This is a genomic window from Helicobacter labacensis (assembly GCF_003660285.1).
GTDB lineage: Bacteria > Campylobacterota > Campylobacteria > Campylobacterales > Helicobacteraceae > Helicobacter > Helicobacter labacensis.
This window is the reverse complement of sequence record NZ_QXQQ01000003.1, coordinates 42,549-68,226: the sequence shown is the minus strand read 5'-3', so window position 1 is coordinate 68,226 and position 25,678 is coordinate 42,549. Positions and strand designations below refer to the sequence as shown.

The window sequence follows — 25,678 nt, the reverse complement described above, 5'->3', positions numbered from 1 at the left end:
AACCCACCCACAAACGAGCCCTTTAATGTCAAAGCAAACACTCTAGCCGTAAGACACCCTAAAAAGTGATTTTTACACCAAGTTGGGCTAATGATATGGATAATCCCAAACCCCCCAAGGTCCCCAAGCCCTTAGCTGGTTTTGCCATTGGGGGCTTTTTGGGTTCTATGATCCCTCTAGTGGGCACTTTGGTGGGGGCAGGTGTGGGGACTGTGGTGGGGGGGTTATTAAGTCTCAAGGACAATGAAGAATAGTATTTCTTCCAACTTCTTTTAGGGTCATTCCCTTCACTTTCCATAATGATCGTTTAAACTGGCTTTGTGCTTATTCTCTGCTAACATCACCACCAGCATTAAAACAATAGCGCACACGCCCCCGCCCACCATCACATAAAAACCCCCATCCCAACCAAAGCGATCGGCTACAAAGCCTATCAAGGCTGAAGCAGACACAGTGCCCCCCAAATACCCAAATAAGCCGGTAAAGCCGGCCGCTGTGCCGGCTGCTTTTTTGGGAGCTAGCTCTAGGGCATGCAAACCAATGAGCATCACAGGACCATAGATGAGAAAACCAATGGTGGTCATCAAAATAAAATCTAAGAGTTGGTGGGGGTTGTTATACCAATGGGGATAATGGGCAAGTTGGTCTTTGGGCGTAGCCGGGTTGAGCCAGAGAGCTAGCACGGCTAGAGTGGTTAAGATCATAAAGATCAAGCCGGTTAGCCCCCTTTTGCCCTTAAAAATTTTGTCAGACACAAAGCCACAAAGCAGAGTACCCGGAATGGCGGCTAATTCATAGAGAGTATAAGCCCACGCCGTGCCCTTGATATTGAAGTGTTTGACTTCGCCCAGATACACCGCGACCACTTCAACACCCCATAGCGGATTAAATACACAAAGACATTCGCCAGCGCGATCGCCCATAAGAGTTTGTTTTTGAGCACATAGGTGATAAAAATCTCTTTGGTGCTGAGATTGTGTTCGTAAGTTTTTTCATTGTAGTTGGGAGGGTAGTCGTTGCGCCATTTTTCTATGGGGGGTAGCCCGCAAGATTGGGGCGTGTCTTTCATCACCAAAAACACCGGCACAGCCATGAGCATGGCTAAAATACCCGGGTAATACAACGCCTGATGCCAGATGTCCTTCGCGCTTGCCTGCACCCCATGTTGGCTAAAGTAAAGCGCACCAGCTAAGAGGACCATCATACCCGGCACCATCCCGCCCACATTGTGCGCACAATTCCACACAGACACCACAGACCCGCGCTCAAGGCTAGAGAACCAATGTACCATCGTGCGCCCACAGGCAGGCCAACCCATACCCTGAAACCAGCTATTTAGAAAGATAAGGACAAACATGATCGCCACACTAGAAGTCGCCCAAGGGGCTAACCCCATAAGTGTCATGCACAAGCCCGATAACAATAACCCGGTGGGTAAAAAGACCTTAGGGTTGGAGCGATCCGAAATGCCAGCCATGAAAAACTTGGAGAGCCCGTAAGCTAGACCCATGCCCGTGCCAATGATGCCTAGCTGGGTTTTGGTGTATAGACCTGCTTCAATGAGCCCCTTTTGAGCCAAATCAAAATTAGAGCGCGTGAAGTAATAGGCGGCATAGCCAAAGAAAATCCCTAAAAACACCTGATAGCGCAAACGCCGATAAGTGGGATCGATCTTATCTGCCTGCAAGGGGGGTTTGTGGGGGGCGTTTTTGAAGGGACCAAACATGCAAGCTCCTTTGTGTTAGCCTACCAAATAAAAGCTATTTGAAGGGTTAGGCAGAGAGGAAAATAGGACTTGTAGTCTGATAAATGCGTTAAACTTGCTATAATTCTACAAACCAAACAAAGGATGTGCATGTGGCGTGAAATGCGTTTTGGAATTTTTGTGGGGGTGTTCGTGGTGGGGGGGCTTTGGGCGGCTAGCCACCACAAGCAAGGAGATGAGCAGGCGCAAACAAAGCAACCTCTCATAAGCGATACACAGATTGGGCTACGCAACACCCCTCTAGAAGACGAAAAGGATTTGAAGTTGCGCTCCTATGATTTCCACAAAAAACCCCCGGGGGAGAGCCAACGCTTTGAGCGTGCCTATGAGAACGCCCCACCCATGATCCCCCATGACACTACGGGGCTTTTGCCCATCACTAAGGAGAATAACCAATGCTTGGGTTGCCACATGCCAGATGTGGCTAGTAGCGTGGGCGCAACTCCTGTGCCCCCCTCTCACCTCTTTGACTTCCGCAACAACCGCCCCACTAAAAACAAGAGTGTGAGCGATGCGCGTTTTAATTGCACCCAATGCCACGCTCCCCAAGCTAACGCCCAGCCCTTGGTCAAGAATAATTTCAAGCCTGTTTTTACCAATAAAGCCCTAGAGTTTCGCTCTGATTTTATGGATGTCGTGGATGTGGGGGTAAAAGGGGCTAATCCTAAGGGTAAATCTAAACCATGACGCGCACGCATAAGTCATTACTGCCCTTTGGGGTGATCGCGCTGTTGGGGGGGTGCTGGGTGGGCGATCCTAGCGATGTCAACCCCAATCTCCCCGATGTGGACACCCTCAATGAGTGCGGGGAGATCAAAAATGAATGTGTCGGCAATAAGGACGGGGATATCCCTGATGAGAGCAAACCCAAACGCTACGGGGCTTTCCACACCATCTCCCTAGCCGGGGTAAAAATGGCGCATGGGGGTAAGTTTGCTATCTCGGCTCTACCTCCTTCTGGAGGGGGGTATATGCCCTACTACCCTATGAATCCGATGATGTATCCCATGATGTCCCCCTATGGCATGTACCCCATGGGTATGGGTCCTATGGGGATGGGGATGTATCCCTATGGCATGTATCCCATGGCGATGGGCATGCCCATGATGTATGGACCTTGGTGGTAGTTAGTAAAGCGTGATGTGCTCGGGTTTGCAAAAGAGCACTAACTCTTTGTCATTGTCTAAGTGGTAGAGTTCAATAGAGCCTTGATCGAGCACAAAATCCACACTACAATCATTCAGGGACACTTCGATGCGTTGCATGTTGGGCTCTTTGCGATCGGCTTTCATGCTTATGATCACCCCATTAAAAGCCATCGGATCCAATTTCAGGCGTTGGCTGAAGTTGGGGATCAACACCTCTATCACTTTGAGGATAATCGTAACATCATCATCCACATTGCAATTTTCCACTTCGCTCTCAGAACACTTAGCTTGCACCACCACTTGGTGCGCTTCAAAATGCACTCTATACTTCCCCTGCCCTCTTTCGTGCAAAGAAATCTTGCCCCTAATGCGGTTCTTGACATAGATACTCATAACTCTCCTTGTGTGCGCTAAAAATCTAAAGGGGTATTCTAGCACAGAAAACCCCCGCTACAACCCCTTTAAATCCCCCCAGTTAGGCGCGATAGCCGTGTGGCACTCTAGGGGCACTTTAAGAGGGTAAATGTTTTCCATGAGTGCCTTGATCTCTAGGGCGAGATCGCCTGCTTGATCGCAGGGGGCTTCTAAGATGATTTCATCATGCACCTGCACTAGCATTTTTACTCTAGGGTATGGAGCGATGTGGGCGTGGATTTTGAGCATGGCTAATTTCACTAGATCGCTAGCGCTCCCTTGAAAGAGGGTATTCACGCCTTCGCGCAGGTATTCGGCTTGGAGCTTGGGGGTGGCTTGCGCAAAGTCAAAATAGCGTTTATGCCCTAATAGCGTGGTGATCTCTCCGGTTTGCAAAAGGCGTGCTTTGAGATGTTGTAAAAAATCTTTGATTGTGGGGAAGGCGTTGAAGTAGCGATCGATGTAATCTCTGGCTTCTTGTTGGCTGATCTTAAGGGTTTCGCCCAAGCGTCTAGCCCCCATGCCATAGATCAAAGCAAAGTTGATGCTCTTAGCCGCGGCGCGTTTATCCGGATCATTAAATAGAGCCAAAGCGGTGTTAAGGTGGATGTCTTGTCCTTGCAAAAAGGCTTGGATTAATTGGGTATCCCCGCTAAAATGGGCTAAGAGTCTAAGCTCAATTTGGGAATAATCAACCCCTAGTAACACTAAATCGCGCGCGCTGGGGATAAAACCGTGGGCGATTTTCTTACCTAAGGGGGTGCGTATGGGGATATTTTGCAAATTAGGATGCGCGGAGCTCAAACGGGAGCTAGCGGTGGTGTTTTGGTAAAAGATAGTGTGAATCTTGCTTTGGGTGTTGCAAGAGAGCAGGGGTTGTATGTAGGTGGATTGGAGCTTGAAAATCTCGCGGTATTGCAAGAGCGCCTCTAAGAGCGCGTTAATATTGACATTGTGGATTGTCATGCCCGCATACGCGTCTTGCAGGGCTTTTAAACTGGCTTCATCGGTGGAAAACCCGGTTTTGATCTTCTTTACACCCTTGGCTTGTAGCCCCAAGTCTTGGTAGAGAAAATGCGCCCATTGTTTGGTGGAATTGACATTAAGAGGGGTGCGGGCTAGAGCGTGGATTTGATCTTGCAACGCCTTTAGAGTGTCTTGAAACTCTATGTGTAGACTCCCAAAATAATCCAAATCCACGCAAACCCCATGTGTCTGCATGTCTAGCAAGATTTCTAGCAGAGGGTATTCTAGAGTGTGAGCCAGTTGCCAAAGGGCTGGGCTCAAAACGCGTTGGTAATGCCTATAAGCGGTGGCGATTAGGCGCGTGTTGCGTTCTAACATCAAGGCATCTAAAGGGGCGTTAGGCTTGCTCTCAAAAGCCTCTAGCCCCAATAATTTGCCCAGCGCGCTAATTTGGGGTTTGATCTCAGAATCACACAGCCACGCCAATAGCGCGACATCTTCAAAGCGGGGCAAACAAGGGGGGGCTAAAAAGGCTAAAACTTCTTTAATTTGGTACCCGATGAGTTGGCATCGCCATAAAGCCTGTTTATCTATTTGGGGATTGTAGCAATCTAAAAGCCCAAACGCCCCACTCTCTATGTCTAGGATACCCAAAGTGGCGTTTTGGGGTTCTAAATAGATCGCGTACACGCTAGAGGTTTCTAGGTGTAAATCTTGGGATTTGGGGGGGCTTTTGGGGATGGGGGTAGGGGTGATCTGTTTGAGTAGCCCAAACATTTCGTAGTGCTGCAAGGCATCTGCAATACGCAATAAGGGGTTTTCTTGGGGGAAGGGTTGCAAGGTGGGAGGGTGTCTAAACAGCGTGGTGTTCAGGGTAGCAAGCTGGCGGCTTAAAAAGGCTTGTGGCTTGTCTTTGAGAAGCGCGCGTTGCAATTTGGAGGGGAGTTTAAGCTGTGTGATCCCATGGGTTTCTAGGGTGTCATAGAGATTTTCTAAAGTGCCAAAGGCTCTAATGAGTTTAGCTCCCCACACCGCCCCCACACCCTCCACACCCTTATACCCATCGCTACTATCCCCCACCAAAGCTTGGTATTCTACGAATTGGTGGGGGTAAATGCCGTATTTCTCCAAGCACTCTTCTATGCCCCTTAGAGTGTTGCTTCCTGGATCGCATAGCAAAATGCGCGGGCTGACTAATTGGTAAAAATCCTTATCCGCGCTCAAAATACGCACCTGCGCTTCTTCAAACACAGCGCACAAACTTGCGATCACATCATCGCTCTCATACCCGGGCACGCTAAAGACATCTAAGCCCATGCGCTCCATCCACTCCAAGATAATGGGTAGTTGTTCTTCTAGTCCGGGGGGAGCGACTCGATTGGCTTTGTAAGTGGGGCTCAATGTCTTGCGCTTATTTTCTTTACCCTCTAAGGCAAAGACCAAGTGATCCCCTTTGAGCTTATAAACCTGTTGGACCACGCGCACAAAAGCGCTCAGCCATGCGGTATTTGTGCCCGTGGAGGTGCGCAAATCCTGTAAGTGGTAGTAGAATTTAAACAATAGGCTAAAGGTGTCTACAAGTTGGAGTTTCAGCGCGCTTCCTTTAAGCACGCGCTAAAGAGGTATTGGTGATCTTGGGGTAACGCCTCATAGATCGCAAAGGCGAGTTGGCGAATCTCCCAAAGGGCTTTGCTGTCCGTGCGCAAAGAGAGAAAATTTTGCAAGCTGCGCGCGTTCAAACTGAAAGCCAAGCTGGTCTTATAACTCTCAGGCATGGCAAATTTGGCGTAGTCGTTTTTGACATGGTTGCTAATGAGTAGGCGCAAATTTTCTAAAGCTTGCACACTGGCGTGATCCACTGCCTCTATTCCCGTAAACACCAAAAACTTTTGGGCGCGCTCAAGGTTTTGCGCGCTCAAGGGTAAGAAACTCTCTTGGGTTTTGAGTTCGCTCAAAGTGTAACGGCTAGATTTGACTGAAAAGCTCGCCATTCTGTGGCGCGCAAGTTCTTGCAAACACGCCCGGCTGATTCCAAGTATTTCAAAATTATAGAACAAATGCTCTAAGGTGGAGTTATGGCGGTATTTATTTGCCACGCGATCGATGAGTTCTAGATCCTTACGCCCGCCCCCATCGCTGTAAGCAAAACTCTGGTAACAGGTGCGAATCGCTTCGTAGCAACAACTCAATGGGGTGGCGTGTTTTAAATGCACTTGCACTAGTGTCCTTTATTCATCGCTTGATTCTTCAAGCAAGAGGGGGGAGCTTGGCGTGCGCGTAGGCAATAAGAGAGGCACAAAACCTAAGCCTTTGGGGGTGTAAATGGTGTTGGTGTAGACGATCTGCTTGTTTTGCAGGGGTTCGCTAAAGTAGCGTTGGGCAATGTGGTAGGTGTCAGCTAGCATGTGCTCTAGGGCGTTGACACTGGTGTAACCCACCCAGTCGTAAGCCAAATTCACACCCAAAATGGAGGCATATTGTTCTAAATAGGGGTTGATCTTGCCAATCGCGCTGGTGAGGTAGAAATGTTGGCGATCGCGTTCTTGGGTTAGCATGAATAAGGCTAAATTGAAATTGATTTGCGAAGAAAGGAGCATTTTAGGGCGTTTGGCTTTGGAGAGCAGCCCTATTTGGGAGAGCAACAACCCGGTTTTGACAATGGGGGTGTTGAGCACCACAACACCCTCTTTAAAATAGGGAATCTGCGTTCTGAGTTCATGCGAAAAGGTGCTAGCTTTTTTAAAAGTGATGGTGTCTTGGTAGAGAATGGGCGCGCCCAAGTCTTGGATACTCTTGCCCAGCATCGCGCCCCTAAAGCTATCATCATTGTAAAGCACTAGGGGTCTATGCTGGCTTAAATCCACAAGCATGCTCACCTGTTGGCTAAAATCAATCCCCCCAAAGATCAAAGCGGAGGGCAAATCTGCGCGCTTTTCTAGTTGATCTTTGTGCGCGCTGGGCACGATGGTGGGCAGACTTAAGGGGGTTTGGCTAATCAAGTTCAACACCCCATTTTGGGTGAGTAAGGCGATCACAAAGGGGAAATGCTCCTGGACAATCTCCTCATAAGCCTGCTTTAAACTCTGTGGGTCTTCTTTCTTGCTATCAAAGACTTTAAAGATGAAATTTTGTTCTTGGAGCGCGAGATAGGCTAAAATAGCGTTAATAGCGGTGTTGCTATACTTCCCCACCACATCTTTAGGCACTAGGAGCGCGACTTTTTGCACAGCCCCCTGTGTGGGTTGTGCCTTGTCTGGCTTAGTGGCTACAGCTAGGGTGGGGTTGAGCAGATCGTTAATAATGACATAGTCATCTTTTAATTGCGCGTCCTGACTAGAGACATAGCGCGCCATAAACGAAAAGATCTGCCCTCTCGCATAGAGTTTTCTCAAACAATCATCATTGCAGGGCTCTAAGGGCATGACAATCTGTGGGGCTGGGGGGATGGGGGAGAGTAAGCGCGGGCGTGCGGGCGTGTGCGCGCCCAAAATGCTACTTAGCAAAAACAGAAGGAACGCCCACCTCAAAGCTAGTCTTTGTGCTTTTTGAAAACATGGGGGCTCACCATGTTTTCAGGCTGGAAGATCTCAGCTAGTTGTTCTTTGGTGAGAAGTTGGCGCTCTAGCACAATCTGCTGGACGGACTTGCCCGTGTCTAGTGCCTCTTTAGCGATGGAGGCAGATTTTTCATACCCAATATGCGGGTTGAGTGCGGTTACAATGCCAATACTATTGAAGACATAGTCATGGCAAATCTTTTCATTGGCAGTGATTCCATTGATACATTTTTCTACCAAAGTGCGCATAGCGCGGTTGAGCATTAAGAAAGAGTGGAAGAGCTTGTAGGCGATCACAGGCTCAAAGACATTGAGTTGCAACTGCCCTCCTTCAGCAGCCATTGCCACGGCTAAGTCATTCCCAATTACAGAAAAGCACACTTGATTCACCACTTCGGGGATCACGGGGTTGACCTTGCCGGGCATAATAGAGCTCCCCGGTTGCATTTTAGGTAAATTGATCTCATTGAGCCCCGCGCGCGGTCCTGAACTCAATAGGCGCAAGTCGTTGCAGATTTTAGAGAGCTTGATCGCCACGCGCTTGAGTGCCCCACTCACTTGCACATAAGAACCTGTGCTTTGGCTAGCTTCAATGAGATCATGGGCGATGGTGAAAGGTCTACCGGTAACTTCTTGGATTTTCTTTTCTACAATGCGTTTGTAATCGGGGTGAGAATTAATGCCCGTGCCAATAGCCGTGCCCCCTAAGTTAATCACACGCGTCCAGCTACGCGCGTCTAAAATGTGTTGGATATCCTTTTCCACCATGGACACAAAGGTTTCAAACTCCTGCCCTAAAGTCATGGGCACAGCGTCTTGGAGCTGGGTGCGCCCCATTTTGAGCACATGGGAAAACTCTTTAGCTTTTCTAGCAAACGCGTCTTTTAGCACTTTCAGCACTTGGGTCATGTGATCCAGGCGTTCGTAAATGGCAATTTTAAGCGCGCTGGGATAAGCGTCATTGGTGGATTGGGAGCGATTCACATGGTCATTGGGGTGGCAATATTGGTATTCGCCCTTTTTGTGCCCCAGATATTCTAAAGCCACATTGGCGATCACCTCGTTCATATTCATATTCGTGCTGGTGCCCGCCCCGCCTTGAATCATATCCACCACAAATTGATCTTGGTATTCCCCATCAATGATTTTATCGCAGGCATGGCAGATCGCATCGCTGATCTTGATGTCAATGAGCCCTAGCTCGGCATTGGCTAGAGCAGCAGCCTTTTTCACCTGTGCAAAAGAGCGGATAAAAATGGGGTAATTGAACAGGCGATCATGGGTGATATTGAAATTTTCCACCGCACGCATGGTTTGAATCCCATAGTAGAGACTATCATCAATCTCCATTTCGCCAATAAAATCATGTTCTTTTCTGGTTGCCATCGCTTGTCCTTAGAGTAAAATTGAAACGCACTATTGTAGCCACTTAAAATTAATAACACTAGAATTTGGGCATCACAAGTTGGCGTTTCCAGCTAGCCGCTACAATGAGAAGCAAAGTGCCCGCCACAAAGAAGTAGAGAAAACTAGGGATGGGCACAGGATCGCCTGCGGCATAGCTGTGCATGCCTGAGAGGTAGTAGTTGACTCCAAAATAGGTCATCAAAATGGAGTAAAAGCCCACCACACTCGCGCTAGCAAAGACAAAGGGCATGAACTCAAAACGCAAAAAGCGCAGGTGCAAGATCACAGCGTAAACCGCAATGGAGATCAATGCCCAAGTTTCTTTAGCGTCCCAGCCCCAATAACGCCCCCAAGATTCATTAGCCCACACGCCCCCTAAGAAATTCCCCACACTCAACAATAAAAGCCCTAAGATCATGCCCATTTCGTTGATCGCGCTCAAGGAGCAGATCGTGGTGTCAATATTGGGGCGTTTGGGGCTTCTTAACACAAAGAGCAGGAGGGTTAAGATTCCCAAAATAAAGCACAAGCCCAAAAAGCCATAACTGGCTGTGATGATGGACACATGGATATTGAGCCAATAGGATTTGAGCACGGGCACAAGATTGCCAATTTGGGGGTCCATAAAGCCCAAGTGCGCCACAAAGAGGGCGATTCCCCCCAAAAAGCTAGAAGCGCAAAGGGCTAAGTTAGAGCGCAAGATGAGTCCGGCGACAATAGCCGCCCATGCGATGTAGAGCATGGATTCATAGGCGTTGCTCCAAGGGGAGTGCTCGCTCACATACCAGCGCAATAAGAGCCCAGCCGTGTGCGCTAGGGCTAGTAACAAGAGCGCGCCATAAAACCCCCAATGCACCCACGCCTTAGGGGGTTTGTTTTTGAAGGTGGCTACCAACACCACCCCTAATAAGAGCAAACCTAGCAAAATATAGGGCAGAGTGAGCATGTTAAAGAAATTGCTATGGTTTAAAAAGATCTCCGCGTTGATCTTGGCTGGGCTTAAGACTAGAGAGCTATGGGCACGCTGGTAGGCACCCAGTGCGTCCAAGGTTTGATTCACCTTGTCCCATTGGTTAGAGTCCACTCCCGCATCAAAGCCCACAAAGAGAGCGCGTAAAAATTCCCTAGCTTCTTTAGCCAAAGGCGCATCGCTACTCTTGATCGCATCAGCTGGGGAGAGCCAAGAGTTAGAGTTTTTCTCTGGGAAAATTTTCAAAATCGCCCCACTAAAAATGGTGTAAACCCAGTTGACTCGTTCGTCTACGCGCAAGATGTCCTTGTCAAATTCATCGCGATCCTTGGGGGCTTTTTGGTTGATCTCCTCCACATAGTTTTGGAGTTTGTAACCATGCGGACCAAAAATGTCTACAAAAGCCACGCGCGCTTGGTTAGGGGGCACGCCTAAGATGCGGCGCAATTTGTGCGTGGAGGTGTAGATCATCTTGATACTCTTGTAGTCATCTGGGTAGAGCATCATGCCTAACATCACTTGGATATTGTCCATGCCCTTGAAGCCATCGTGGTGGGTGATCTTGTGGATCAAATCCATGCTCAAGGTGTCCAAAGGCTTAATGCGTCCATCAAAACCCTGCACTTGCAGGCGTTGGAATTTGCCTAACTTGCCCTTAGAGTGCGCTTTGAGATTTTTCATGCGCTGGATGATGCCCGCATGTAAGGTGGCGATCTTTTCTTTTTCTAGGGCAGCCTTACCCATGTCATTTAAAGGGGTGGCTTCAGGCTTGCCCCCATGCATGTCAATTTTGCCTGCTTCGGCGCGCAAATGTGTCCCTCCCAAAGCCAGCATGCCCAACAAGAATAACCCGGCAATGTTTTGGGATTTTAAAAAGAGAGATAGCCTCTGGAAACGCCCGCTACGCCCAAAGAGCAAAGCGATCGCTCCTAAGATCAAGCCCGCATAGCCTAGGTAAGTGATGGGTTTGCCCGGATCTTTGTTGACAGAGAGGATCGTGCCTTTTTCATCGCGATCGTAAGAACTTTGGAAAAAGCGATACCCTCCATAATCTAAGACATGGTTCATAAAGATACGATAAGGCTTGATGAGCTTGCCTTGATTATCTAAAATCTCCACCTCAGAGGCGTAAGAAGAGGGGCTCATAGACCCCGGGTAGCGTTCCAATTCAAAGCGTTTGAGTTTGAGGGCAAAGGGGAGTTTCTTTGTGGTAACTCCCCAATTGATCGCGATACGCACCCCTTGAAAATCCGCGCTCACATCTTGGCTTTCAATCCCGGGTCCGCCTACAATAGCGTAGATATGGCTTTGCCCCTGATAACTAACCTTGAGTTGCAAAAGGGCGTGGTTGTCCTTTTTATCTGGGTTTTGCTTGCGCACACTCAAGGGCTCTAAGAGGAGAGGTTGGTCAAAGACACTGAGTCTTTGTTTGGGCAAGTGTCTAGAAAAGGGTGAAAGCGCGCTTTTGAGCGCGAAATGCAGGGGAGGGGTATCTGGCTTACTAGCTTGGATATTCAAATAGGTGTCGCTAGTGGTGATCGCGTTGCTGGTAGCGTCCTCTCTAATATGCATGGTGGCTTCAAAGCCAAAAAAGCGCGTGATCCCCGCTCCCACGATGATCACCACCAAAGAGAGATGAAAAAAGATGCTTATCCAACGCTTGCGCTGGAACGCCCTAGAGCTAATGAGCGATCCGATGATGAGAATCAACAAATACGCGTGCAGAGCGTTAAACCACCAAGTGTGGTAAACCACCGCTTGGGCAGCAGGTGTGCCATAATCATTTTCCACAAAGGTCGCTAGCGCGCAAGCGGTGGCATAGGTGATCATCACCGGGATTGCCACCCAAAACGAACCCAAGAAAAAGTAAAGGAGTGTTTTAAGCCGCATTGAGCTCCCTAGTGCGCTTCAAGATATAGGCGCGCAACTTGCTGATAAACTCTTTATTGTCCTTAATCCCCTTGTGCAAGCCCTTGCCTACAAACTCTAGGACGGCTAGGAATTGTTTATAGGGCATGTAACCGGGGAGCTCGTAAATGGTTTTGCCATCTGGGTTGGCAAAGACAATCGTGGGTGTGGAATTGACATCGTAAATAGAAGCCAATTCGGCGGTGGGGAGCTTAAACTCTCTGTTTTTGTGCGGACCACCCACTTGGAAATTGTGCATTTTGGAGTAGCTGATATTGATGTAGTAGGCGCTGTAATGGGCTTTGATGAAATTTTTGAGCGCGTCATGTTGCTTGATGTCCTGCTTGAGCAATTCGCAATAAGAACAGCCATTTTTGCCAAAGACAAGCAACATGTACTTGCCATGCGGGGCGATGGTGTTGGTGTCTAAAAAGACATCTTCTAGTCCGGCATAACTTAGCTTGTCTAGGTTATTGGCTTCCTCTAGGGCTTGTTTGGGGCTAGTGCTCCCTGAGCTAATCATCTCTTCGTTGATGGCATCATCATTGGCATGGGCTAGGGCTAGCAAAGTGAGTAAGCACAAAAAGAACCTATGCATATCAATCCTTTCAAATGAGATAGGGCTCTCATTGTAGTCTTATAGAGTAAATCTAGCTTGGCTTGGTGCGTTGATTATCTAAAACTTCTAAAATGGCTTTGGCAAAATCGAGGTGATCGTTCAAACAAGGGCAGACTAAATATTCTAAAACCCCCAAACGCTTGGCATCCAAGCGGTATTGGATTTGCAATTCATACAGGGTTTCAGAATTATCAATGCTAAAAGAGAGGGGGTAAATCACCAATTTGCTCTTACGGTGGTGTTCTATCATCGCCTCTGTGCTAGGTTCTAGCCATTTCATAGGACCTACTTTGGATTGGTAAGCCAGCTCTACATGCTTAAAAAAAACACACGCGCGCGTTAGGGCTTGCTTGAGTAAACTCACATGGTGGATACACTCAGCTTGGTAGGGATCGCCCTGTAGGATCACGCGCTCAGGTAGACCATGCACGCTAAAGATCAACACAAACTCTTGGGGATCGCGCCCCTTTAAAGTCGCTATAATGCTTTGCACAATGGCTTGGTTGTAAAGCGCGTTGGTGTAAAAGCGATCGATGATGTTTAAAAGCGGGGTGTAATTGAGACTCTTAAGGGCGTTGTGCGCGTCTGTGAGCGAGGAGAGAGTGGTGGTTGTGGAGTATTGGGCATACATGGAAAAGAGGGTAATATGCTTGATCGCGCGTTGTTGGAGTTGTTCGAGCACCCCTAGGGCGTAGGGGGGGGTGTAGCGCATCGCGTAGGTGTAATAGCGGCTAGGATCGAGAGCGCATAACTTTTGGGCAAGTTGCGCGCTCAAAGAGGCGATGGGGGATTTACCCCCAATGCGCGCGTAGATGGCGCGCGATTTAGAAGCACGGCTTTTGACAATGCATTTAGCCACCAATTGGCGCAAACGGGCGTTTTTAATAGAGAGGATACAGGGGTCATTGAACATGTTATGCAAGAAAACTTCCACTTCTTGTAAGTGGTTGGGTCCGCCCATATTCAATAAGACCACCGCTTCTTGAGAAGGTGTAGGGTTCAAAAATCATCCATTGTTTTATCCATAATGTTATCATAAAACCTGCCAAAAAAGTGTTAAAGTAGAGGCATGCAATTTAGTTACCACCCTAGTGCCGGCCAAGTAGAGCTTGTTATAGAAGGCGCGCTTCATAGGCATTTGTATGCCAGTAGGCGCACGCAGGTTCAAGAAGTCTTGGCTTTTAGAAACCTTGTTGATGACATGCTCTATCTCTATGCCCAGGTGAGCGTGCACAAAAAACACGCGTGTTTACGCCTGCTAGAGAGTCGTTTTTCTCCCAAACGCCCCGCACAACAAACCCATTTGATTTGGGCTTTGATCGCGCATAGGGAGATCGAAAGAGTCCTGCCCTATTTGAATCAAATGGGGGTGGGTAAGATTAGCTTTTTTTACGCGCAATACAGCCAAAGAGAAGTCTTTGGGGCGCGCCAAATGCAACGCTTACAAAAGATTTTGATCGCCTCTAACCAACAAAGTGGGCGTGGCGACTTGATGATCTTAGAACATTTTGCCAACACCCAAGCGGTATTACAAGCCTATCCACGCGCCAAAGTGCTAGATTTTCATGGGAGCGATGGATTAGCCAGTCTAGAGGGAGGCATACTCATCGGACCTGAGGGCGGGTTTTCCAGCCAAGAACAACAGCTATTTAAGGACAGAGAGATTTACAGCGCGCCTAATTGCTTTATTCTAACAAGTGAGGGGGCGGCTTTGTGGCTTGGCGCGCTGGGAAGTTGCAAAGCCTAGTATTTAAACACGGCTGTAATTTCTTTAAAGAGCGCGTTTTGGGTATCAAAGAGGGTATCAAAGAGGGTATCTAGATCATGGCTGATGTGGAGTAGGCGTCCGGCTTGTTGGGGTTTGAAATAATGGGGCTTGTTGTGCAGATAGTTGAGTATTTGTGTGTAGCGGCTAAGAATCAAGCGGGTGTTGTTGTGCACCAAGACTTGGACTTCTTGACAAAGGGGGGTGTTGTAGCAATACTCATAGAGGCGGTAACTCAAGGTGTCTAACACATCTAAACATTTGAGCGCGCGGAAGAGAGATTGGATACTCTTGGTGTCAGAAGTCTCGCTACGGGCGTGTTTCAAACAGAGCTTAAACTCGTTGTATTGGTTTAAAAAATGGCTTTGGATGTCTAGGGCGCGGGGGTTATGGGGCTTAAGAGTGAGGCTGAGTAGGTTTTTTAAGGTGTTGAGTGCACCTTGCATGTGCTGGATAAACGCGTCCTTATCGTATTTGGGCCACAAGAATAAAAACACGCTATAGACAATGGCGATTCCTAGCGCGATGTCTGTTACTCTTGAGACCACAATATCCATAAAATTGTGCGTAAAGAGTGAAAAACATAGCAAAAAGGCGAACATCAAGGCGCTCGCCCAAGTGGTGTAGGAATACACCTTGAGATAAATAAACAAGAACACCCCCAACCCCAAACAAACATAAAACACCCAAGTGTCTGCAAAAAGCCACACCACCAACAAACCGGGCAATAACCCGACAGCCGATCCCTTGACAAATTCTAATTGGGTTTCCTTAGTGCTCCCTAGAGACGAGCGCGAAACAAGCAGGGTCGCCATCGCAATCCACATGCCATGGTTAAAGCCAAAATAACGCGCAATAAAGACGGAAATCCCCATGGCGGTCGCGTATTTAAAGGCGTATTGGAAGATGGGGTGTTTGAAGTGCAGGGCTTCTAAGACACTCTTAAAGGAGGGGGGTGTGCTGGTGGGGGGTCTTAAGGGCATTTCTCCCCCGATTAAAAACACCTCCATTTTGTTGTAAATGATCTCAATGGAGTGGCGCACGAGTTTATCCACATGGGGGTTAAGATGTTGCAAAGCGTCCATGTGTAAGGGGATATTCTTTTGGCTAAATACCCCTGCTAAAATTTGGAAATTCAATAAGAGCTCTTGGCGCACTAATTCTAGGGTTTGGGTGTTGAAATAGCCATAGATAGAGTGGATGGAGTGGTAGATTTCCTCTAAGGCGTGGAGCTGAAAGAGACTCCGTTGGAGATTTTGGATGGTATGGGGGTCTTTGATCTTACTGGATTTGGAGTTTAAAATCCTCTTGGTGTTTTGGATTTGCTGGAGCACTTGGGTCTTAATCATGGCGTAGTCGTGCGGGTGGTTGGCGTATTGCAACATCAATTCCATATTAGAGAGCAGAATACTAAAACGCTTTTTGGTGAAAGCGCTGTATTTGGAGACAAAGACAAAATACTGCAGGAGGATACTGAGTATAGCCAATAAACTCACCATGCCTAAACTCTGGGTTAGATTAATAGGCGCGTGCGCGTCTAGGTATAAGCAAGTGATGAGTCCATTGGAAAGAGCGGTATTGCACACCTTGTGTAAGTCCATGCTATAAGCCATAGAGAGCCCCACAAAAAAAGTGATGCAATATAGGGGTACGCACAGCCACACCCCAAAATGCGCCACCGGATACACCAGCATGATGATCGCACAACTTATTGCCACAAAGCTCAATAGATAGTGGATCTCATGATCCTTGTCGCTAATGAGCACACTTAAAAAGTAAATGAAAATCGCCTGAAACCCTGCCCAAATGGTGATAAAGGGACTAAAGAAAAACGCCCCCAAGACGGCGCATAAAAAAGTGGTAAAGGTCGCCTTGAGCGCGTAGATCAGGCTAAAGTAACCCGGATCATAGAGGTGAACAGCGCGTTTGAAAGCGTTAAACACTAGCGGATCGTAGGTTGAATTTCTTTGTTGGTTGCCAACTCTTCGCGCGCTACTTTGGCTAAAAATTCTAGGAGTTTTTCGCTAGCTTGTTGGTAGGCAAGACTGACCGGGGATTTAGGATTGAGCACACTAATGGGTGTGCCCTTATCCCCTCCCTCTCTAACCTGCATTTCTAAGGGGATGCGTGCGAGTGCTTGGGTTTGGTAAGCCTCTAGGAGCGCGCTCAAGTTATCCTTGCCAAAAATATCGCTAGTGTGCGCGCAATGCGGGCAGACAAACCCGCTCATGTTCTCAATCACGCCCGCAATGGGAACATGCAATTTGGCAAACATGTCTAAAGAGCGCGTGGCATCATCTAGGCTTACTAATTGGGGGGTGGTTACACTAATGCCTGCACTAATGGGCACGGCTTGGGCTAGAGTGAGCTGGGCATCGCCCGTGCCCGGGGGCATATCCACAATGAGAATATCTAGCTGTCCCCATAAAATATCGGTGAGCATTTGCTCAATGGCGCGCATAAGCATGGGTCCGCGCCAAATTAAACTCTGCCCTTCTTCATAGAGTAGCCCCATACTCATGGTTTTGACATTGTAGGCTTCTAGCGGGATAAGTTTTTTGCCACTAGGATCGCTCATGGGGTCCACGCCCACCAAGCCTAACATTCTAGGAATATTAGGACCATAGACATCCGCATCCAGCAAGCCGACTTTTTGCCCAGCTTGGGCTAGGCTAATGGCTAAATTAACACTGGTGGTGCTCTTGCCCACCCCGCCCTTACCCGAGCTAACCATCACCACATGCTTAATATTGGGGGCTAGGTTTTTGTTGCTGGTGGCTTGTTGGGGTTCTTTTTTAGGGGGAGTTTTGATGTCTAGTTGTAGCGCGCTGATGCCAATCTCTTGCATTTTGGCGCGCACTTCCCTTTCTAAAGTGGCTTTGACCTCTGGGGAGCTAGAGGGGATTTCTAAGAGTAGCCCTAAACGACTCTCATGCAAGGTGATATTTTTGACAAAGCCAAAGCTGACAATATCGCGCTCAAAATTGGGGTAAATAACGCTTTTGAGCGCGTTTAAGACCTGATCTTGTGTAATCATTTTTATCCTTTTGGGTGTATTCTTAGTCTAACATGGCTTATTCGCATTTTTCTTAATGTCTGTGCGCGGGGGTTTTGGGGGGAGATATGAGGGTGGGCGTGAGATACTGGTTTTTAATGAGCAATTGCACAATCTGCTTAAAAATGGGCGCGGCTGTTTGGCTGCCATAATACTCTTCACTCCCCAAAGAGCCAAAAACCACGACACCAATCCCATAAGTGTTTTGCTTGTCCCTAGCAAAGCCAAAAAATGAGCTATTATAAACATCAGTGTATTTGCCCTTGTTGGCAATGCGTGCTGTGCCTGTCTTGCCCCCGATGATAAGCCCACCCACCTGCGCGCTCTTGCCCGTGCCATGGGTTACGACTTTAATCAAGAGTTCTTGCATTTTGCGCGCGCTCTCCTTGCTGATGACTTGTTTTTTAGGGGGGAAATTGGGGATATAAACATCGCCATTGGAGGCACTAAAGCGTTGCACCAAGTGGGGAGTTACTAAAAATCCCCCATTAGCAAACACCCCGTAAGCGCGCAAGAGTTGCATAAAGGTGGTGCGCAAGCCATAGCCATAAGAAACACTGCCCTTATACACTTCACCACTGAGCAGGCGCACACTGGGGAGTAGCCCCGTTTTTTCATAGGGCAAGTCAATCCCAGTAGGCTCACTCACCCCAAAACTTTTCAAACCCTGATACATTTCTGGTCCACTCAGCCGTTTAGAGAGTTTGATCATGCCCACATTGCTGGAGCGCACTAAAACATCTTCGATTGTGGGGTTTTTGGGGGGGATGAGATCGTCTCTAATGGTGTATTTGCCCAGCTTGTAAACACCATGGCTTAAATCAATGGGCTTAGTGGTGTCAATGCGTTTTTTATCTACCAGCAGGCTATAAACAATGGGCTTAATGGTGCTCCCGGGCTCAAAGGAGAGTTCGATCGCATCTACATTCAATGCTGAGTAATCGCTCTTTTGGATATTATTGGGGTTAAATCTATTAGTGGTCGCTAGGGCAAGGATTTCGCCATTATTTGGAGAAAACACGCCTGCAATGATCTGCTGGGATTTATAATGAGTCTTTGCCCTGTCTAAGAGGTGCTCTAGATCGCGTTGAATCTTTAAGGGGATACTCAAAGTGAGATCAAAGCCATCCACGCGCGCGATACTCTCAAAACTCTTATCCTCAATGAGATTAAAGCCGATGTCGCGCTTGCCCGTGTCCTGCCCGTCATGTTTGGCAACAAGCATTTTATTGTCAAACTTTTCTAAGCCCTTGACCCCCTGCACCATTGTGATCTTAGAGGTGTCGATCTTTTTGACATAGCCCACTAAGGGCTCAAAATTATCTTTATAAGGGTAGTTTCTAGCAATCCCGCTCACTTCAATATTGAGCCCGATCTTAGGCACGATTTTTTTACTATTGTCTTCATACTCCACAAAGACATTATAGGCTAATAGCTTGGCGTTGAGCTGGCGTAAGCTTGCTGCCGTGTTGGCGTTGATATTATAAGAGAGGGTAACATAGCTATTTTGGGTGCATTTTTCAGCGATGAGGGAGCGGGGGATATTGGTGTAAATGGAGAGCAAGTCAATAAAAAAGTCGCGCTTGTCTGGATCAATGGAGAGAGGGTTAAAACTCACCTTAAAGAGTTTTTGACTGCTAGCTAGGCTAAAACCATCTTGGCTATAAATGCTACCCCGCGTGGCGATATTAGTTTTTGTTACCACAAAAGCGGGCATTTTGCGAGGTAAGATCGCCTTAAAAAACATCACCACCACAAAGAGGAGCAAACAGCCCCCCACGACTAAGAAGATGAGTAAAAGCCTCTCAGTGCGTCTAGGGTCTAATTCAGGGTTAGGGAGGGGGGGGGTAGCAGGGCTTGGCTCAGTGCTCATAAAAGCTTCCTAGCACAAGCAAGAGGTTAAATCTGTGTCCTTAGCAACTCTTTGTAGGCACTAATCGCCTTGTTGCGCACCTCTAGCATAAGCTTCATGCTAGTTTCGGCTTTGCCAATAGCAATCGCGGCTTGGTGCAGGTCTTTAACTTGCCCGGTTGCCATGTCTGCGAGTGCCTTATCGGACTCCTTTTGGGTGTTGTTGAGTTCATCAATAGAGTGCTTGAGCATCGCAGAGAACTCCCCCTTCTCCATTAGATTCTCATGCGCCTTTGAATCTAAAGGAGTGCTAGCTTTATTCAACCCTATATCAGTGTATAAAGTTTTCATGTTGACTCCTTGCATCTTGTCCACCTATATCGTCTCTTCTAGCGAATCTTTAAGCGCAAAAGAGAATCTCCTTTCTTTAAATTAAGCTTGTAGCATGCCAATGGCATTAGTTGCCATGTTCTTAGTGCTTTGAAACGCCGCGACATTGGCTTGATAAGCGCGCGTAGCTTCAATCAAATCTGCCATCTCCACCACGGGATTGACATTAGGGTAGGACACATAGCCATTAGCGTCCGCGTCCGGGTGGGTGGGATCGTATTTTAAAAGAGGTGCTTTGTCATCGCGCACGATCTTTTCAATATACACCCCCATGATGGGTGGGTTAGGTTTTTCAATGTCATCGCTCTCATCTAAGGGGTCTTCATACTCCATTAGATTATTATTTTCTGCAAGTTTTTCGTTTAACACCTTGTTGAAGTCAAAGGATTTAAAGATCGCTTCTTGACGGCGGTAAGGTCCGCCCTCGTCGGTGCGCGTGGTGTTGGCGTTAGCAATATTAGAAGAAATGAGATTAGCGCGCACTCTCTGGGCGGATAATCCATAACCGCTGATGTCAAAACTAGATAAAAACATGGTTGTCCTTTCCTCTAAATATTCTTGGCTGCGTCAATGGCGTAATTGACGATGCTTCTGTGTTTCTTAAGCGCGGTAGTAAGAGCCAAATACATGGTAGAATTTTTTCCCATCTCTGAGGTCTCAATATCAATATCCACGCTATTGCCATCATTCTTAGCCAAGTGCCCATCCCTAAAAAAAATGGTCGCCTTGTTGTCCTCATAGTCCTTAGGCTCTAAATGCCGTGGATTGGTCTCTGCAAGCTTTAAACGCTTGTCTTTTTGGTGATCAAACACCTCTGCCTTTTTATGGGCTAGCATGGTTTCAAAATCCAAATCCTTAGGGCGGTAAAAAGGCGTGTCCACATTGGCGATATTGCTTGCGATCAAATCCTGCCGCAAGGCGCGATAATCCATCGCCTTATACACTAAAGGATAGGCTTTAGACAAATCCATAAAAACCCTTTCTTAGAGACTTAAAAGCAAGGAGTATTCCACAACCCCAAAAGCCAAGCCTGCAAAATTTTGTATAATTATAGCATAGTTTCCAAACATATTTTCCAAAGGTCTTTGATGGCTTACCGGCGTTTATTTCTCTATGCGAGCCTACTGATGGGCTTAAGCGTAGTGATGAGCTACTCTCTTTCCACCTACACCACCCTTTTATACCGCTACCAAGAATTCCACTTTTTTATCCGCCAAGCGGTGGCTGTGGGAGTGGGGATAGTGCTGATGTGGGGGATTTCTTGGCTCAATCCAGATAAATGGTTTGTCAAGCTGGGTTTTGTGCTCTTTTTTGGTTCGTTTTTACTCATCGTGTTGATGAATTTCTTGCCTGAGAGCATGTCCTCTAGTGCGGGAGGGGCAAAACGCTGGATTCGCCTCCCCTTTTTCTCACTCGCCCCTACGGAGTTTTTTAAAGTGGGTTTTGTGTTCTTCCTCTCTTGGAGTTTGTCGCGCACCTTTTTTAACCAAGAAAAAGCCAGTGTCAAAGACGAGTTGATGATCCTCATCCCTTATTTCGTCTTATTCTTGCTGGCTGCCTTTTTTATTGGGGTGTTGCAAAACGATTTAGGGCAGGTGATCTTACTAGCCATTGTCTTGGGCTTTTTGTTGATTTTCTCAGGGGGAAGCTTTAAACTCTTTAAAATCTTTTTCACTCTCGCGCTTTTTATCGGACTTGTGGCGATTTTCACCAGCGCGCACCGCATTTTGCGCATGAAACTTTGGTGGTCTAATTTGCAAAGCTCGATCCTCTCCTTATTGCCCTCCAAGCTTGCCAATAGTCTGCGCATTGACAATTTGCCCGAACCTTACCAAATCTACCACGCCACCAACGCCATCAAGCACGGGGGGATATTCGGGCAGGGTTTGGGTGAGGGAGTGGTCAAACTGGGTTTTTTAAGCGAAGTGCATACAGACATGATCTTAGCCGGATTAGCTGAAGAGCTGGGGTTTGTGGCGATCTTTGTGTGTGTGGGGCTGATGTTAGCCCTCTTGCATGGGATGTTTAAGATCACCAACCGCCTTGATAACCCCAAACACATGCTCTTTTGTTTGGGTGTGGCGTTGCTGATGGGCTTTTCTTTCATCATTAACGCCTTTGGGGTGAGTGGGATCATCCCCATTAAGGGAATCGCCGTGCCCTTTTTGAGCTATGGGGGTAGCTCCATTATCGCCAATTCTTTAGCATTAGGGCTGGTGCTCTGCCTCTCCAAACAGGCTAGAAGTTAGGATTGGAGTAACTGCATAAACTCCGCACGCGTGCGCGCATCGCTTTTAAAGAGCCCTTTAAGCGCGCTGGTTTTCACTAACGCCTCTTGTTTTTGCACCCCGCGCATCGCCATGCACAAATGTTTAGCCACACAAAACACCCCCACGCCCTTAGGCTGTAAAATCCGCTCAAAGGTGCTAGCAATCTCCTCGCTCAAGCGTTCTTGAATTTGCAAACGCCTTGAGTAAGCCTCTACTAATTTAGCGATCGCATCCAACCCTACGACCTTATCTTTAGGGATATACCCCACACTCACATGCCCAAAAAAGGGTAGCAAATGGTGCTCACACATGCTATAAAACTCAATATCCTTAAGCACAATGATCCCATCGCAACGCTCAATACTAAAGGCACTTTGTAAGATTTGCTCGGGATCACAGCTATAACCCTGCATCAAGTGATCCCAAAGGACTTTAACACGCTCAGGGGTGTTTTTAAGCCCCTCTCTATGCGGGTCTTCGCCTATGCGCGCGCACAGTTTAAGCCATAAATCTTGCATGAATCTCTTTGCTTGGTGTAAATAAAATCCGCCCAGCGATCTCCTCTAAAAAGATCGTAGCATACGCCCCTTTAGGCAGAAAAAACTCTAACTTGCCTTGGGCTTCTTGGGGGAGGTAGGTAAAACGCACATCACTAGGAAACACCAGAGCATAACGGCGATCTCCTACTGCTTTAAGAGGGTGGGCATAAGGACACTCCAAAGACCAAGCTATGTTTTGAGCATGCATGATCTTTTGCCCGGTGAGCAACCGGTAGGGGCGATTTCTTGAGTGATTAGGCGTGTGGCATTGAGAGGATCGTCATGACAGAAGTATTTGCCAAAGGGATAATGGCATAGAATATCCCCCTCTAGGAGTTTAAAATAGTGTTCTTGAGCTTTTAGGGCTTTGAGCGTGTCTAACTCTAGGGGAAACTCCGCATGTAATTCTTGGGGGGAGAAGTGGGCTAGTAGGGTGTTTAAGCGCATGCGCGCGCTCAACCAATGGTTGAAAAGATGGCTTTGATAACTGGAGAGAAAAAAGGCATTCAGTTTTTTAGAGCGCGGGGCAGATTGTTTGAAATTATCCCCTCTCTTGCCAAAGCGTTGTGCTCCAAAGTAATTAGGAAAACCATAAGCCTTTAAAAAACCTAACACCTGCTCAATTTTGCGCGCGTCCAAGGGTTTGAGCTTTTTTAAGCGCATACTAAAGTGGTTGCCCTTGAGATGCCCTAGGCGGATTTTATGGCTATGGGCGTTGATCTCTAAAATCTTAATGCCATGTTCTAGCAGAATGGAGGTGTGTTTCTCTAAGATGGTAGCGCGGGTTTTGGGCATGGAAATATATTGCGTGCTTATAGCTTGCTTGTCTTTGAGCCCAGCATAGCCAAAGTCTGGTATTTTGCACCCGCTTATCTGTGAAAATAAGCTTAACATCTCCCAAGTGCTCTGATCTTTCTTGCGCACCTTAAGCACAGCGTGATCCCCACACCCGCTAAAGGGATAAAGGGGCTCTTCGAGCACGCTAAAATCCCGACTGCATTTTTTAAAGTAAAACTCTATGGGAGCATGGCTGGAGGCAAAAAAGCGCGTGGGCGCATCAAGAGGGAAAAAGGGCGGTTGTTTATCCATACCTTAATTATAATCATTGCGAGGACTTTAATCAAGTTGGACTAATTTTTGCTTCAGGGTGTGTATCTTTGATTTAGGATGGATTTCATGGAAGTTAAAGATATACGCAACCAACCTAATCTTTATGCCTTGCTAAATGCCTCCCACTTGGAACGCGGGGAAGCTCCCATGCCTGCAAAGGGAGAGAAACAGCCCGAAGTGGTCGCTGAAGTCTCTAAAGTGGAACGCGAGCCCAATGGCTTGAAGCGCGAGACCTATGGCTTTTTGGTTTTGGAATTGATGAGCGATAACGAATACAGCGCGTTTTTGCGCGCTACAGCGGGAATGAATGAAAATGAAAAACGCCTAGCCGCCCAGTCGCTCTACAGCTTGACAAGTTTTTACGGGGGGCAGATTCAACAAGACGCTAAGGAGATCGAGCGTAAATTTGATGGCTTGCAAGCCATTCAAGAGAGTCAGTTTAAAAAAGCCCTAGGTTTGGATCAAAACTTCGTAGATCGCTATAAAAACGCCTACGATCAGGCTTACCAAGCTCTTGATGTAACGCTTTAATCAAGTATTTTTAAGCAAAATGCCTTTATAATAGGCGTTTTTGTCAAGGTAGCTCAGCTGGTCTAGAGCGCTGGTCTCATAAGCCGGAGGTCGGGGGTTCAAGTCCCCCCTTTGACACCATCCCCCTTTTTATTTTACAGTAGCGTTTAAGGATTGCCATGCATGCCCTAAGTCTAACGCGCCCGCGTGGTGGATTTGCACACTCCTTGAAAATTTTAACAAGTGTAGCGCGCAAAAAAAGCAAAAATGCGCTTTAGCGGACGCTAGAAAAATGCGCGCCTTAAGTTTAAAGCGGACGCTAGCGCGTGCTGTTTCCACTCCCTTTCTCCCCCCGCCTTCAAATCCAGGGTGCTAATTCAAATCTTACGCGCTACTACCGGTTAGGTGGACGCTACGCGTCCAGTGCACAGAATGCGCTTAAAACGCACCCTAAAAGTCCACGCCTCTTACCGCTTTAGCATGGGTGCGCGGGGCTTCAAATCCACGACGATAATACAAAGTTAGGATCGTTCAAGCTAGGCTTTTTTAAAACCTCTATATTGGCAAGCTCGCGCGCCTTTAAAGAATAGATGCCCGGGATGTTGGTTCTTAAAGCTAGCGCGTCTTCTTCTATATCGTTTAAGGGGTTTTCAAACTCACAAAAAACAAATACCCCGGCAAAAACGCGCCCATCCACTAGGGTAACTTCAATGTATTTGCCTTGGTGTTCTACCCAGTCCTTAAGTTCGATCATCTTATTCCTTGTGAGCGCATGGCACCATGTGGAAGCCATTCTTGTTAAAGTGGATTTTAGCGCGTTGGGTCTTAATGGGACTTAAATTGTGTTGGTCAAGCGTGTTCCACTTAAGACTATTTGGACGCTACGCGTCCAGCGCACTAATCGGACTTAAACGCGTGTTTTAGATCCACGCTTTTCACTCTTTTAACATGGGGCGCGCGGGGTGCGCGCCTATAATTTCTTTAATTTCACTAGCGCGTAGAGTGTAAGCCACTCCTTTGTAGGTTACCATAAGCTCATCTTCTTCATCCTGTTTGTACTCTAGTAAATCAGGCGGGGCGTAACAAATGTAATCTGTTTTAACCCCCTCCCACACATCGCCGTTTACAAAGATGATCTTCAGGGGGTCTTGATATTGATCCATATTAGGCAAGTGTTCCATTACTACCCCCTAATTTGGACTGGGACTATATGAATCTCCCCTTTATCATTCCAGTGTAGCTTACTTTTAAACGCCTTAATAGGGGCTTTGCCATGTTGGCTAACAAAACCTTCAAAATTAGGGCGCGCGCCCACTGCTTAAAACATTTCAAGCGTGGACTTAAACCACCCGCGCTTTTAGTGCAATTGGCGCGCCTAAAGTTAACTCAATGCGCAAACTCTCTTTAATTTCGCACTTTAAAGTGCGTTTAAGGG

General features: G+C 47.4%; 24 protein-coding genes, 1 tRNA gene and 3 pseudogenes. 7 read left to right on the top strand and 21 right to left on the bottom strand.

Annotated elements, in window-relative coordinates; genetic code table 11:
• Nucleotides 1-95 precede the first annotated feature (95 nt).
• A complete protein-coding gene (locus tag EAO33_RS09015; protein WP_162982167.1) occupies nucleotides 96-254 on the top strand; it encodes a glycine zipper domain-containing protein in 159 nt (52 codons plus the stop codon).
• Between the two features lie 33 nt (nucleotides 255-287).
• Here the strand turns inward: EAO33_RS09015 and EAO33_RS09355 are convergent, their stop codons facing one another.
• Together EAO33_RS09355 and EAO33_RS01910 are read right to left on the bottom strand one after the other, a co-directional pair.
• Complete coding sequence (locus EAO33_RS09355; RefSeq protein ID WP_235852991.1) at nucleotides 288-866, bottom strand: MFS transporter; 579 nt, start codon at nucleotides 864-866, stop codon at nucleotides 288-290.
• On the bottom strand, nucleotides 788-1,726 hold the full coding sequence (locus EAO33_RS01910; protein WP_235852990.1) for an MFS transporter: 939 nt from the start codon (nucleotides 1,724-1,726) through the stop codon (nucleotides 788-790). The genes EAO33_RS09355 and EAO33_RS01910 overlap by 79 nt, the downstream gene beginning before the upstream one ends.
• A 129-nt stretch (nucleotides 1,727-1,855) precedes the next feature.
• On the opposite strand from EAO33_RS01910, the gene EAO33_RS01905 reads away from it, so the two are divergent.
• Both EAO33_RS01905 and EAO33_RS01900 read left to right on the top strand, forming a co-directional pair.
• Nucleotides 1,856-2,452 carry a nitrate reductase cytochrome c-type subunit gene (locus tag EAO33_RS01905; protein WP_120944452.1) on the top strand — a complete coding sequence of 199 codons (597 nt, stop codon included), beginning with the start codon at nucleotides 1,856-1,858 and terminating at the stop codon, nucleotides 2,450-2,452.
• Nucleotides 2,449-2,892, top strand: coding sequence for a U1 small nuclear ribonucleoprotein (locus EAO33_RS01900; RefSeq protein ID WP_120944450.1), 444 nt, complete (start codon nucleotides 2,449-2,451; stop codon nucleotides 2,890-2,892). The genes EAO33_RS01905 and EAO33_RS01900 overlap by 4 nt, the downstream gene beginning before the upstream one ends.
• Here EAO33_RS01900 and EAO33_RS01895 read toward each other — a convergent pair whose 3' ends face one another.
• From EAO33_RS01895 to hemH, 8 genes are read right to left on the bottom strand one after another with little or no spacing between them, the layout of a single operon-like run.
• A complete protein-coding gene (locus EAO33_RS01895) occupies nucleotides 2,893-3,306 on the bottom strand; it encodes a hypothetical protein (RefSeq protein WP_120944448.1) in 414 nt (137 codons plus the stop codon). It lies immediately after the preceding gene.
• A gap of 57 nt (nucleotides 3,307-3,363) precedes the next feature.
• Nucleotides 3,364-5,904, bottom strand: a complete 2,541-nt coding sequence (locus EAO33_RS01890; protein WP_120944446.1) for a DNA polymerase — start codon at nucleotides 5,902-5,904, stop codon at nucleotides 3,364-3,366.
• On the bottom strand, nucleotides 5,883-6,512 hold the full coding sequence (gene thyX, locus EAO33_RS01885) for an FAD-dependent thymidylate synthase (RefSeq protein WP_120944444.1): 630 nt from the start codon (nucleotides 6,510-6,512) through the stop codon (nucleotides 5,883-5,885). The genes EAO33_RS01890 and thyX overlap by 22 nt, the downstream gene beginning before the upstream one ends.
• A 9-nt stretch (nucleotides 6,513-6,521) precedes the next feature.
• A complete protein-coding gene (locus tag EAO33_RS01880) occupies nucleotides 6,522-7,820 on the bottom strand; it encodes a type 1 periplasmic-binding domain-containing protein (RefSeq protein WP_205589479.1) in 1,299 nt (432 codons plus the stop codon).
• A gap of 2 nt (nucleotides 7,821-7,822) precedes the next feature.
• Nucleotides 7,823-9,235, bottom strand: coding sequence for an aspartate ammonia-lyase (aspA, locus tag EAO33_RS01875; protein WP_120944442.1), 1,413 nt, complete (start codon nucleotides 9,233-9,235; stop codon nucleotides 7,823-7,825).
• Nucleotides 9,236-9,293: 58 nt separating this feature from the next.
• On the bottom strand, nucleotides 9,294-12,116 hold the full coding sequence (gene ccsA / locus EAO33_RS01870; protein ID WP_120944440.1) for a cytochrome c biogenesis protein CcsA: 2,823 nt from the start codon (nucleotides 12,114-12,116) through the stop codon (nucleotides 9,294-9,296).
• The gene (locus EAO33_RS01865; protein ID WP_120944438.1) at nucleotides 12,106-12,732 is read right to left on the bottom strand and encodes a SoxW family protein; all 627 of its coding nucleotides are present in this window, start codon (nucleotides 12,730-12,732) and stop codon (nucleotides 12,106-12,108) included. The genes ccsA and EAO33_RS01865 overlap by 11 nt, the downstream gene beginning before the upstream one ends.
• Nucleotides 12,733-12,784: 52 nt before the next feature.
• Nucleotides 12,785-13,756 (bottom strand): ferrochelatase, encoded by a 972-nt coding sequence (gene hemH / locus EAO33_RS01860; protein WP_120944436.1) that lies wholly within the window; start codon nucleotides 13,754-13,756, stop codon nucleotides 12,785-12,787.
• A 66-nt stretch (nucleotides 13,757-13,822) separates the two neighbouring features.
• Between hemH and EAO33_RS01855 the strand changes: the two genes are divergently transcribed.
• Nucleotides 13,823-14,500 carry an RsmE family RNA methyltransferase gene (locus EAO33_RS01855; RefSeq protein ID WP_120944434.1) on the top strand — a complete coding sequence of 226 codons (678 nt, stop codon included), beginning with the start codon at nucleotides 13,823-13,825 and terminating at the stop codon, nucleotides 14,498-14,500.
• Here EAO33_RS01855 and EAO33_RS01850 read toward each other — a convergent pair.
• The 6 genes and pseudogenes from EAO33_RS01850 to flgB form a co-directional block, all read right to left on the bottom strand.
• Complete coding sequence (locus EAO33_RS01850) at nucleotides 14,497-16,461, bottom strand: FUSC family protein (RefSeq protein WP_120944432.1); 1,965 nt, start codon at nucleotides 16,459-16,461, stop codon at nucleotides 14,497-14,499. The two genes, EAO33_RS01855 and EAO33_RS01850, sit on opposite strands and share 4 nt — an antisense overlap.
• A pseudogene (locus EAO33_RS01845) lies at nucleotides 16,461-17,564 on the bottom strand (Mrp/NBP35 family ATP-binding protein); the annotation flags it as partial. The gene EAO33_RS01850 and the pseudogene EAO33_RS01845, both read right to left, overlap by 1 nt.
• A 43-nt stretch (nucleotides 17,565-17,607) precedes the next feature.
• Nucleotides 17,608-19,446, bottom strand: coding sequence for a peptidoglycan D,D-transpeptidase FtsI family protein (locus EAO33_RS01840; protein WP_120944429.1), 1,839 nt, complete (start codon nucleotides 19,444-19,446; stop codon nucleotides 17,608-17,610).
• 26 nt (nucleotides 19,447-19,472) lie between these two features.
• A complete protein-coding gene (gene fliE / locus EAO33_RS01835) occupies nucleotides 19,473-19,775 on the bottom strand; it encodes a flagellar hook-basal body complex protein FliE (protein WP_013468841.1) in 303 nt (100 codons plus the stop codon).
• Between the two features lie 81 nt (nucleotides 19,776-19,856).
• The gene (gene flgC, locus EAO33_RS01830; protein WP_104752943.1) at nucleotides 19,857-20,348 is read right to left on the bottom strand and encodes a flagellar basal body rod protein FlgC; all 492 of its coding nucleotides are present in this window, start codon (nucleotides 20,346-20,348) and stop codon (nucleotides 19,857-19,859) included.
• A gap of 14 nt (nucleotides 20,349-20,362) precedes the next feature.
• Nucleotides 20,363-20,785, bottom strand: coding sequence for a flagellar basal body rod protein FlgB (gene flgB, locus EAO33_RS01825; RefSeq protein WP_120944427.1), 423 nt, complete (start codon nucleotides 20,783-20,785; stop codon nucleotides 20,363-20,365).
• A gap of 117 nt (nucleotides 20,786-20,902) precedes the next feature.
• Between flgB and EAO33_RS01820 the strand changes: the two genes are divergently transcribed.
• Nucleotides 20,903-22,063, top strand: coding sequence for an FtsW/RodA/SpoVE family cell cycle protein (locus tag EAO33_RS01820; protein WP_120944425.1), 1,161 nt, complete (start codon nucleotides 20,903-20,905; stop codon nucleotides 22,061-22,063).
• Here the strand turns inward: EAO33_RS01820 and folE are convergent.
• Both folE and truD read right to left on the bottom strand, forming a co-directional pair.
• Nucleotides 22,060-22,602, bottom strand: coding sequence for a GTP cyclohydrolase I FolE (gene folE, locus EAO33_RS01815; RefSeq protein ID WP_120944423.1), 543 nt, complete (start codon nucleotides 22,600-22,602; stop codon nucleotides 22,060-22,062). The two genes, EAO33_RS01820 and folE, sit on opposite strands and share 4 nt — an antisense overlap.
• Nucleotides 22,583-23,712: pseudogene (gene truD / locus EAO33_RS01810) on the bottom strand (tRNA pseudouridine(13) synthase TruD). The gene folE and the pseudogene truD overlap by 20 nt, the downstream one beginning before the upstream one ends.
• Nucleotides 23,713-23,799: 87 nt before the next feature.
• On the opposite strand from truD, the gene EAO33_RS01805 reads away from it, so the two are divergent.
• Together EAO33_RS01805 and EAO33_RS01800 are read left to right on the top strand one after the other, a co-directional pair.
• Nucleotides 23,800-24,264, top strand: a complete 465-nt coding sequence (locus EAO33_RS01805; protein ID WP_120944420.1) for a hypothetical protein — start codon at nucleotides 23,800-23,802, stop codon at nucleotides 24,262-24,264.
• A gap of 42 nt (nucleotides 24,265-24,306) precedes the next feature.
• Nucleotides 24,307-24,384 (top strand) — tRNA-Met (locus tag EAO33_RS01800).
• 355 nt (nucleotides 24,385-24,739) lie between these two features.
• Here EAO33_RS01800 and EAO33_RS01790 read toward each other — a convergent pair.
• The 3 genes and pseudogenes from EAO33_RS01790 to EAO33_RS01780 all read right to left on the bottom strand — a co-directional run bounded on the left by EAO33_RS01790 (nucleotide 24,740) and on the right by EAO33_RS01780 (nucleotide 25,424).
• A complete protein-coding gene (locus tag EAO33_RS01790) occupies nucleotides 24,740-24,997 on the bottom strand; it encodes a hypothetical protein (protein WP_120944416.1) in 258 nt (85 codons plus the stop codon).
• 1 nt (nucleotide 24,998) lies between these two features.
• Nucleotides 24,999-25,085, bottom strand: a pseudogene (locus EAO33_RS09885) (hypothetical protein); the annotation flags it as partial.
• A gap of 93 nt (nucleotides 25,086-25,178) precedes the next feature.
• A complete protein-coding gene (locus tag EAO33_RS01780; protein WP_120944414.1) occupies nucleotides 25,179-25,424 on the bottom strand; it encodes a hypothetical protein in 246 nt (81 codons plus the stop codon).
• Nucleotides 25,425-25,678: the final 254 nt, after the last annotated feature.

Coding starts and splice junctions, on each gene's coding strand:
- EAO33_RS09015 (WP_162982167.1), top strand. CDS start 96: ATGGATAATCCCAAACCCCCCAAGGTCCCCAAGCCCTTAGCTGGTTTT.
- EAO33_RS01910 (WP_235852990.1), bottom strand. CDS start 1,726: ATGTTTGGTCCCTTCAAAAACGCCCCCCACAAACCCCCCTTGCAGGCA.
- EAO33_RS01905 (WP_120944452.1), top strand. CDS start 1,856: ATGTGGCGTGAAATGCGTTTTGGAATTTTTGTGGGGGTGTTCGTGGTG.
- EAO33_RS01900 (WP_120944450.1), top strand. CDS start 2,449: ATGACGCGCACGCATAAGTCATTACTGCCCTTTGGGGTGATCGCGCTG.
- EAO33_RS01895 (WP_120944448.1), bottom strand. CDS start 3,306: ATGAGTATCTATGTCAAGAACCGCATTAGGGGCAAGATTTCTTTGCAC.
- aspA (WP_120944442.1), bottom strand. CDS start 9,235: ATGGCAACCAGAAAAGAACATGATTTTATTGGCGAAATGGAGATTGAT.
- ccsA (WP_120944440.1), bottom strand. CDS start 12,116: ATGCGGCTTAAAACACTCCTTTACTTTTTCTTGGGTTCGTTTTGGGTG.
- EAO33_RS01865 (WP_120944438.1), bottom strand. CDS start 12,732: ATGCATAGGTTCTTTTTGTGCTTACTCACTTTGCTAGCCCTAGCCCAT.
- EAO33_RS01855 (WP_120944434.1), top strand. CDS start 13,823: ATGCAATTTAGTTACCACCCTAGTGCCGGCCAAGTAGAGCTTGTTATA.
- EAO33_RS01840 (WP_120944429.1), bottom strand. CDS start 19,446: ATGAGCACTGAGCCAAGCCCTGCTACCCCCCCCCTCCCTAACCCTGAA.
- fliE (WP_013468841.1), bottom strand. CDS start 19,775: ATGAAAACTTTATACACTGATATAGGGTTGAATAAAGCTAGCACTCCT.
- flgC (WP_104752943.1), bottom strand. CDS start 20,348: ATGTTTTTATCTAGTTTTGACATCAGCGGTTATGGATTATCCGCCCAG.
- flgB (WP_120944427.1), bottom strand. CDS start 20,785: ATGGATTTGTCTAAAGCCTATCCTTTAGTGTATAAGGCGATGGATTAT.
- EAO33_RS01820 (WP_120944425.1), top strand. CDS start 20,903: ATGGCTTACCGGCGTTTATTTCTCTATGCGAGCCTACTGATGGGCTTA.
- folE (WP_120944423.1), bottom strand. CDS start 22,602: ATGCAAGATTTATGGCTTAAACTGTGCGCGCGCATAGGCGAAGACCCG.
- EAO33_RS01805 (WP_120944420.1), top strand. CDS start 23,800: ATGGAAGTTAAAGATATACGCAACCAACCTAATCTTTATGCCTTGCTA.
- EAO33_RS01790 (WP_120944416.1), bottom strand. CDS start 24,997: ATGATCGAACTTAAGGACTGGGTAGAACACCAAGGCAAATACATTGAA.
- EAO33_RS01780 (WP_120944414.1), bottom strand. CDS start 25,424: ATGGAACACTTGCCTAATATGGATCAATATCAAGACCCCCTGAAGATC.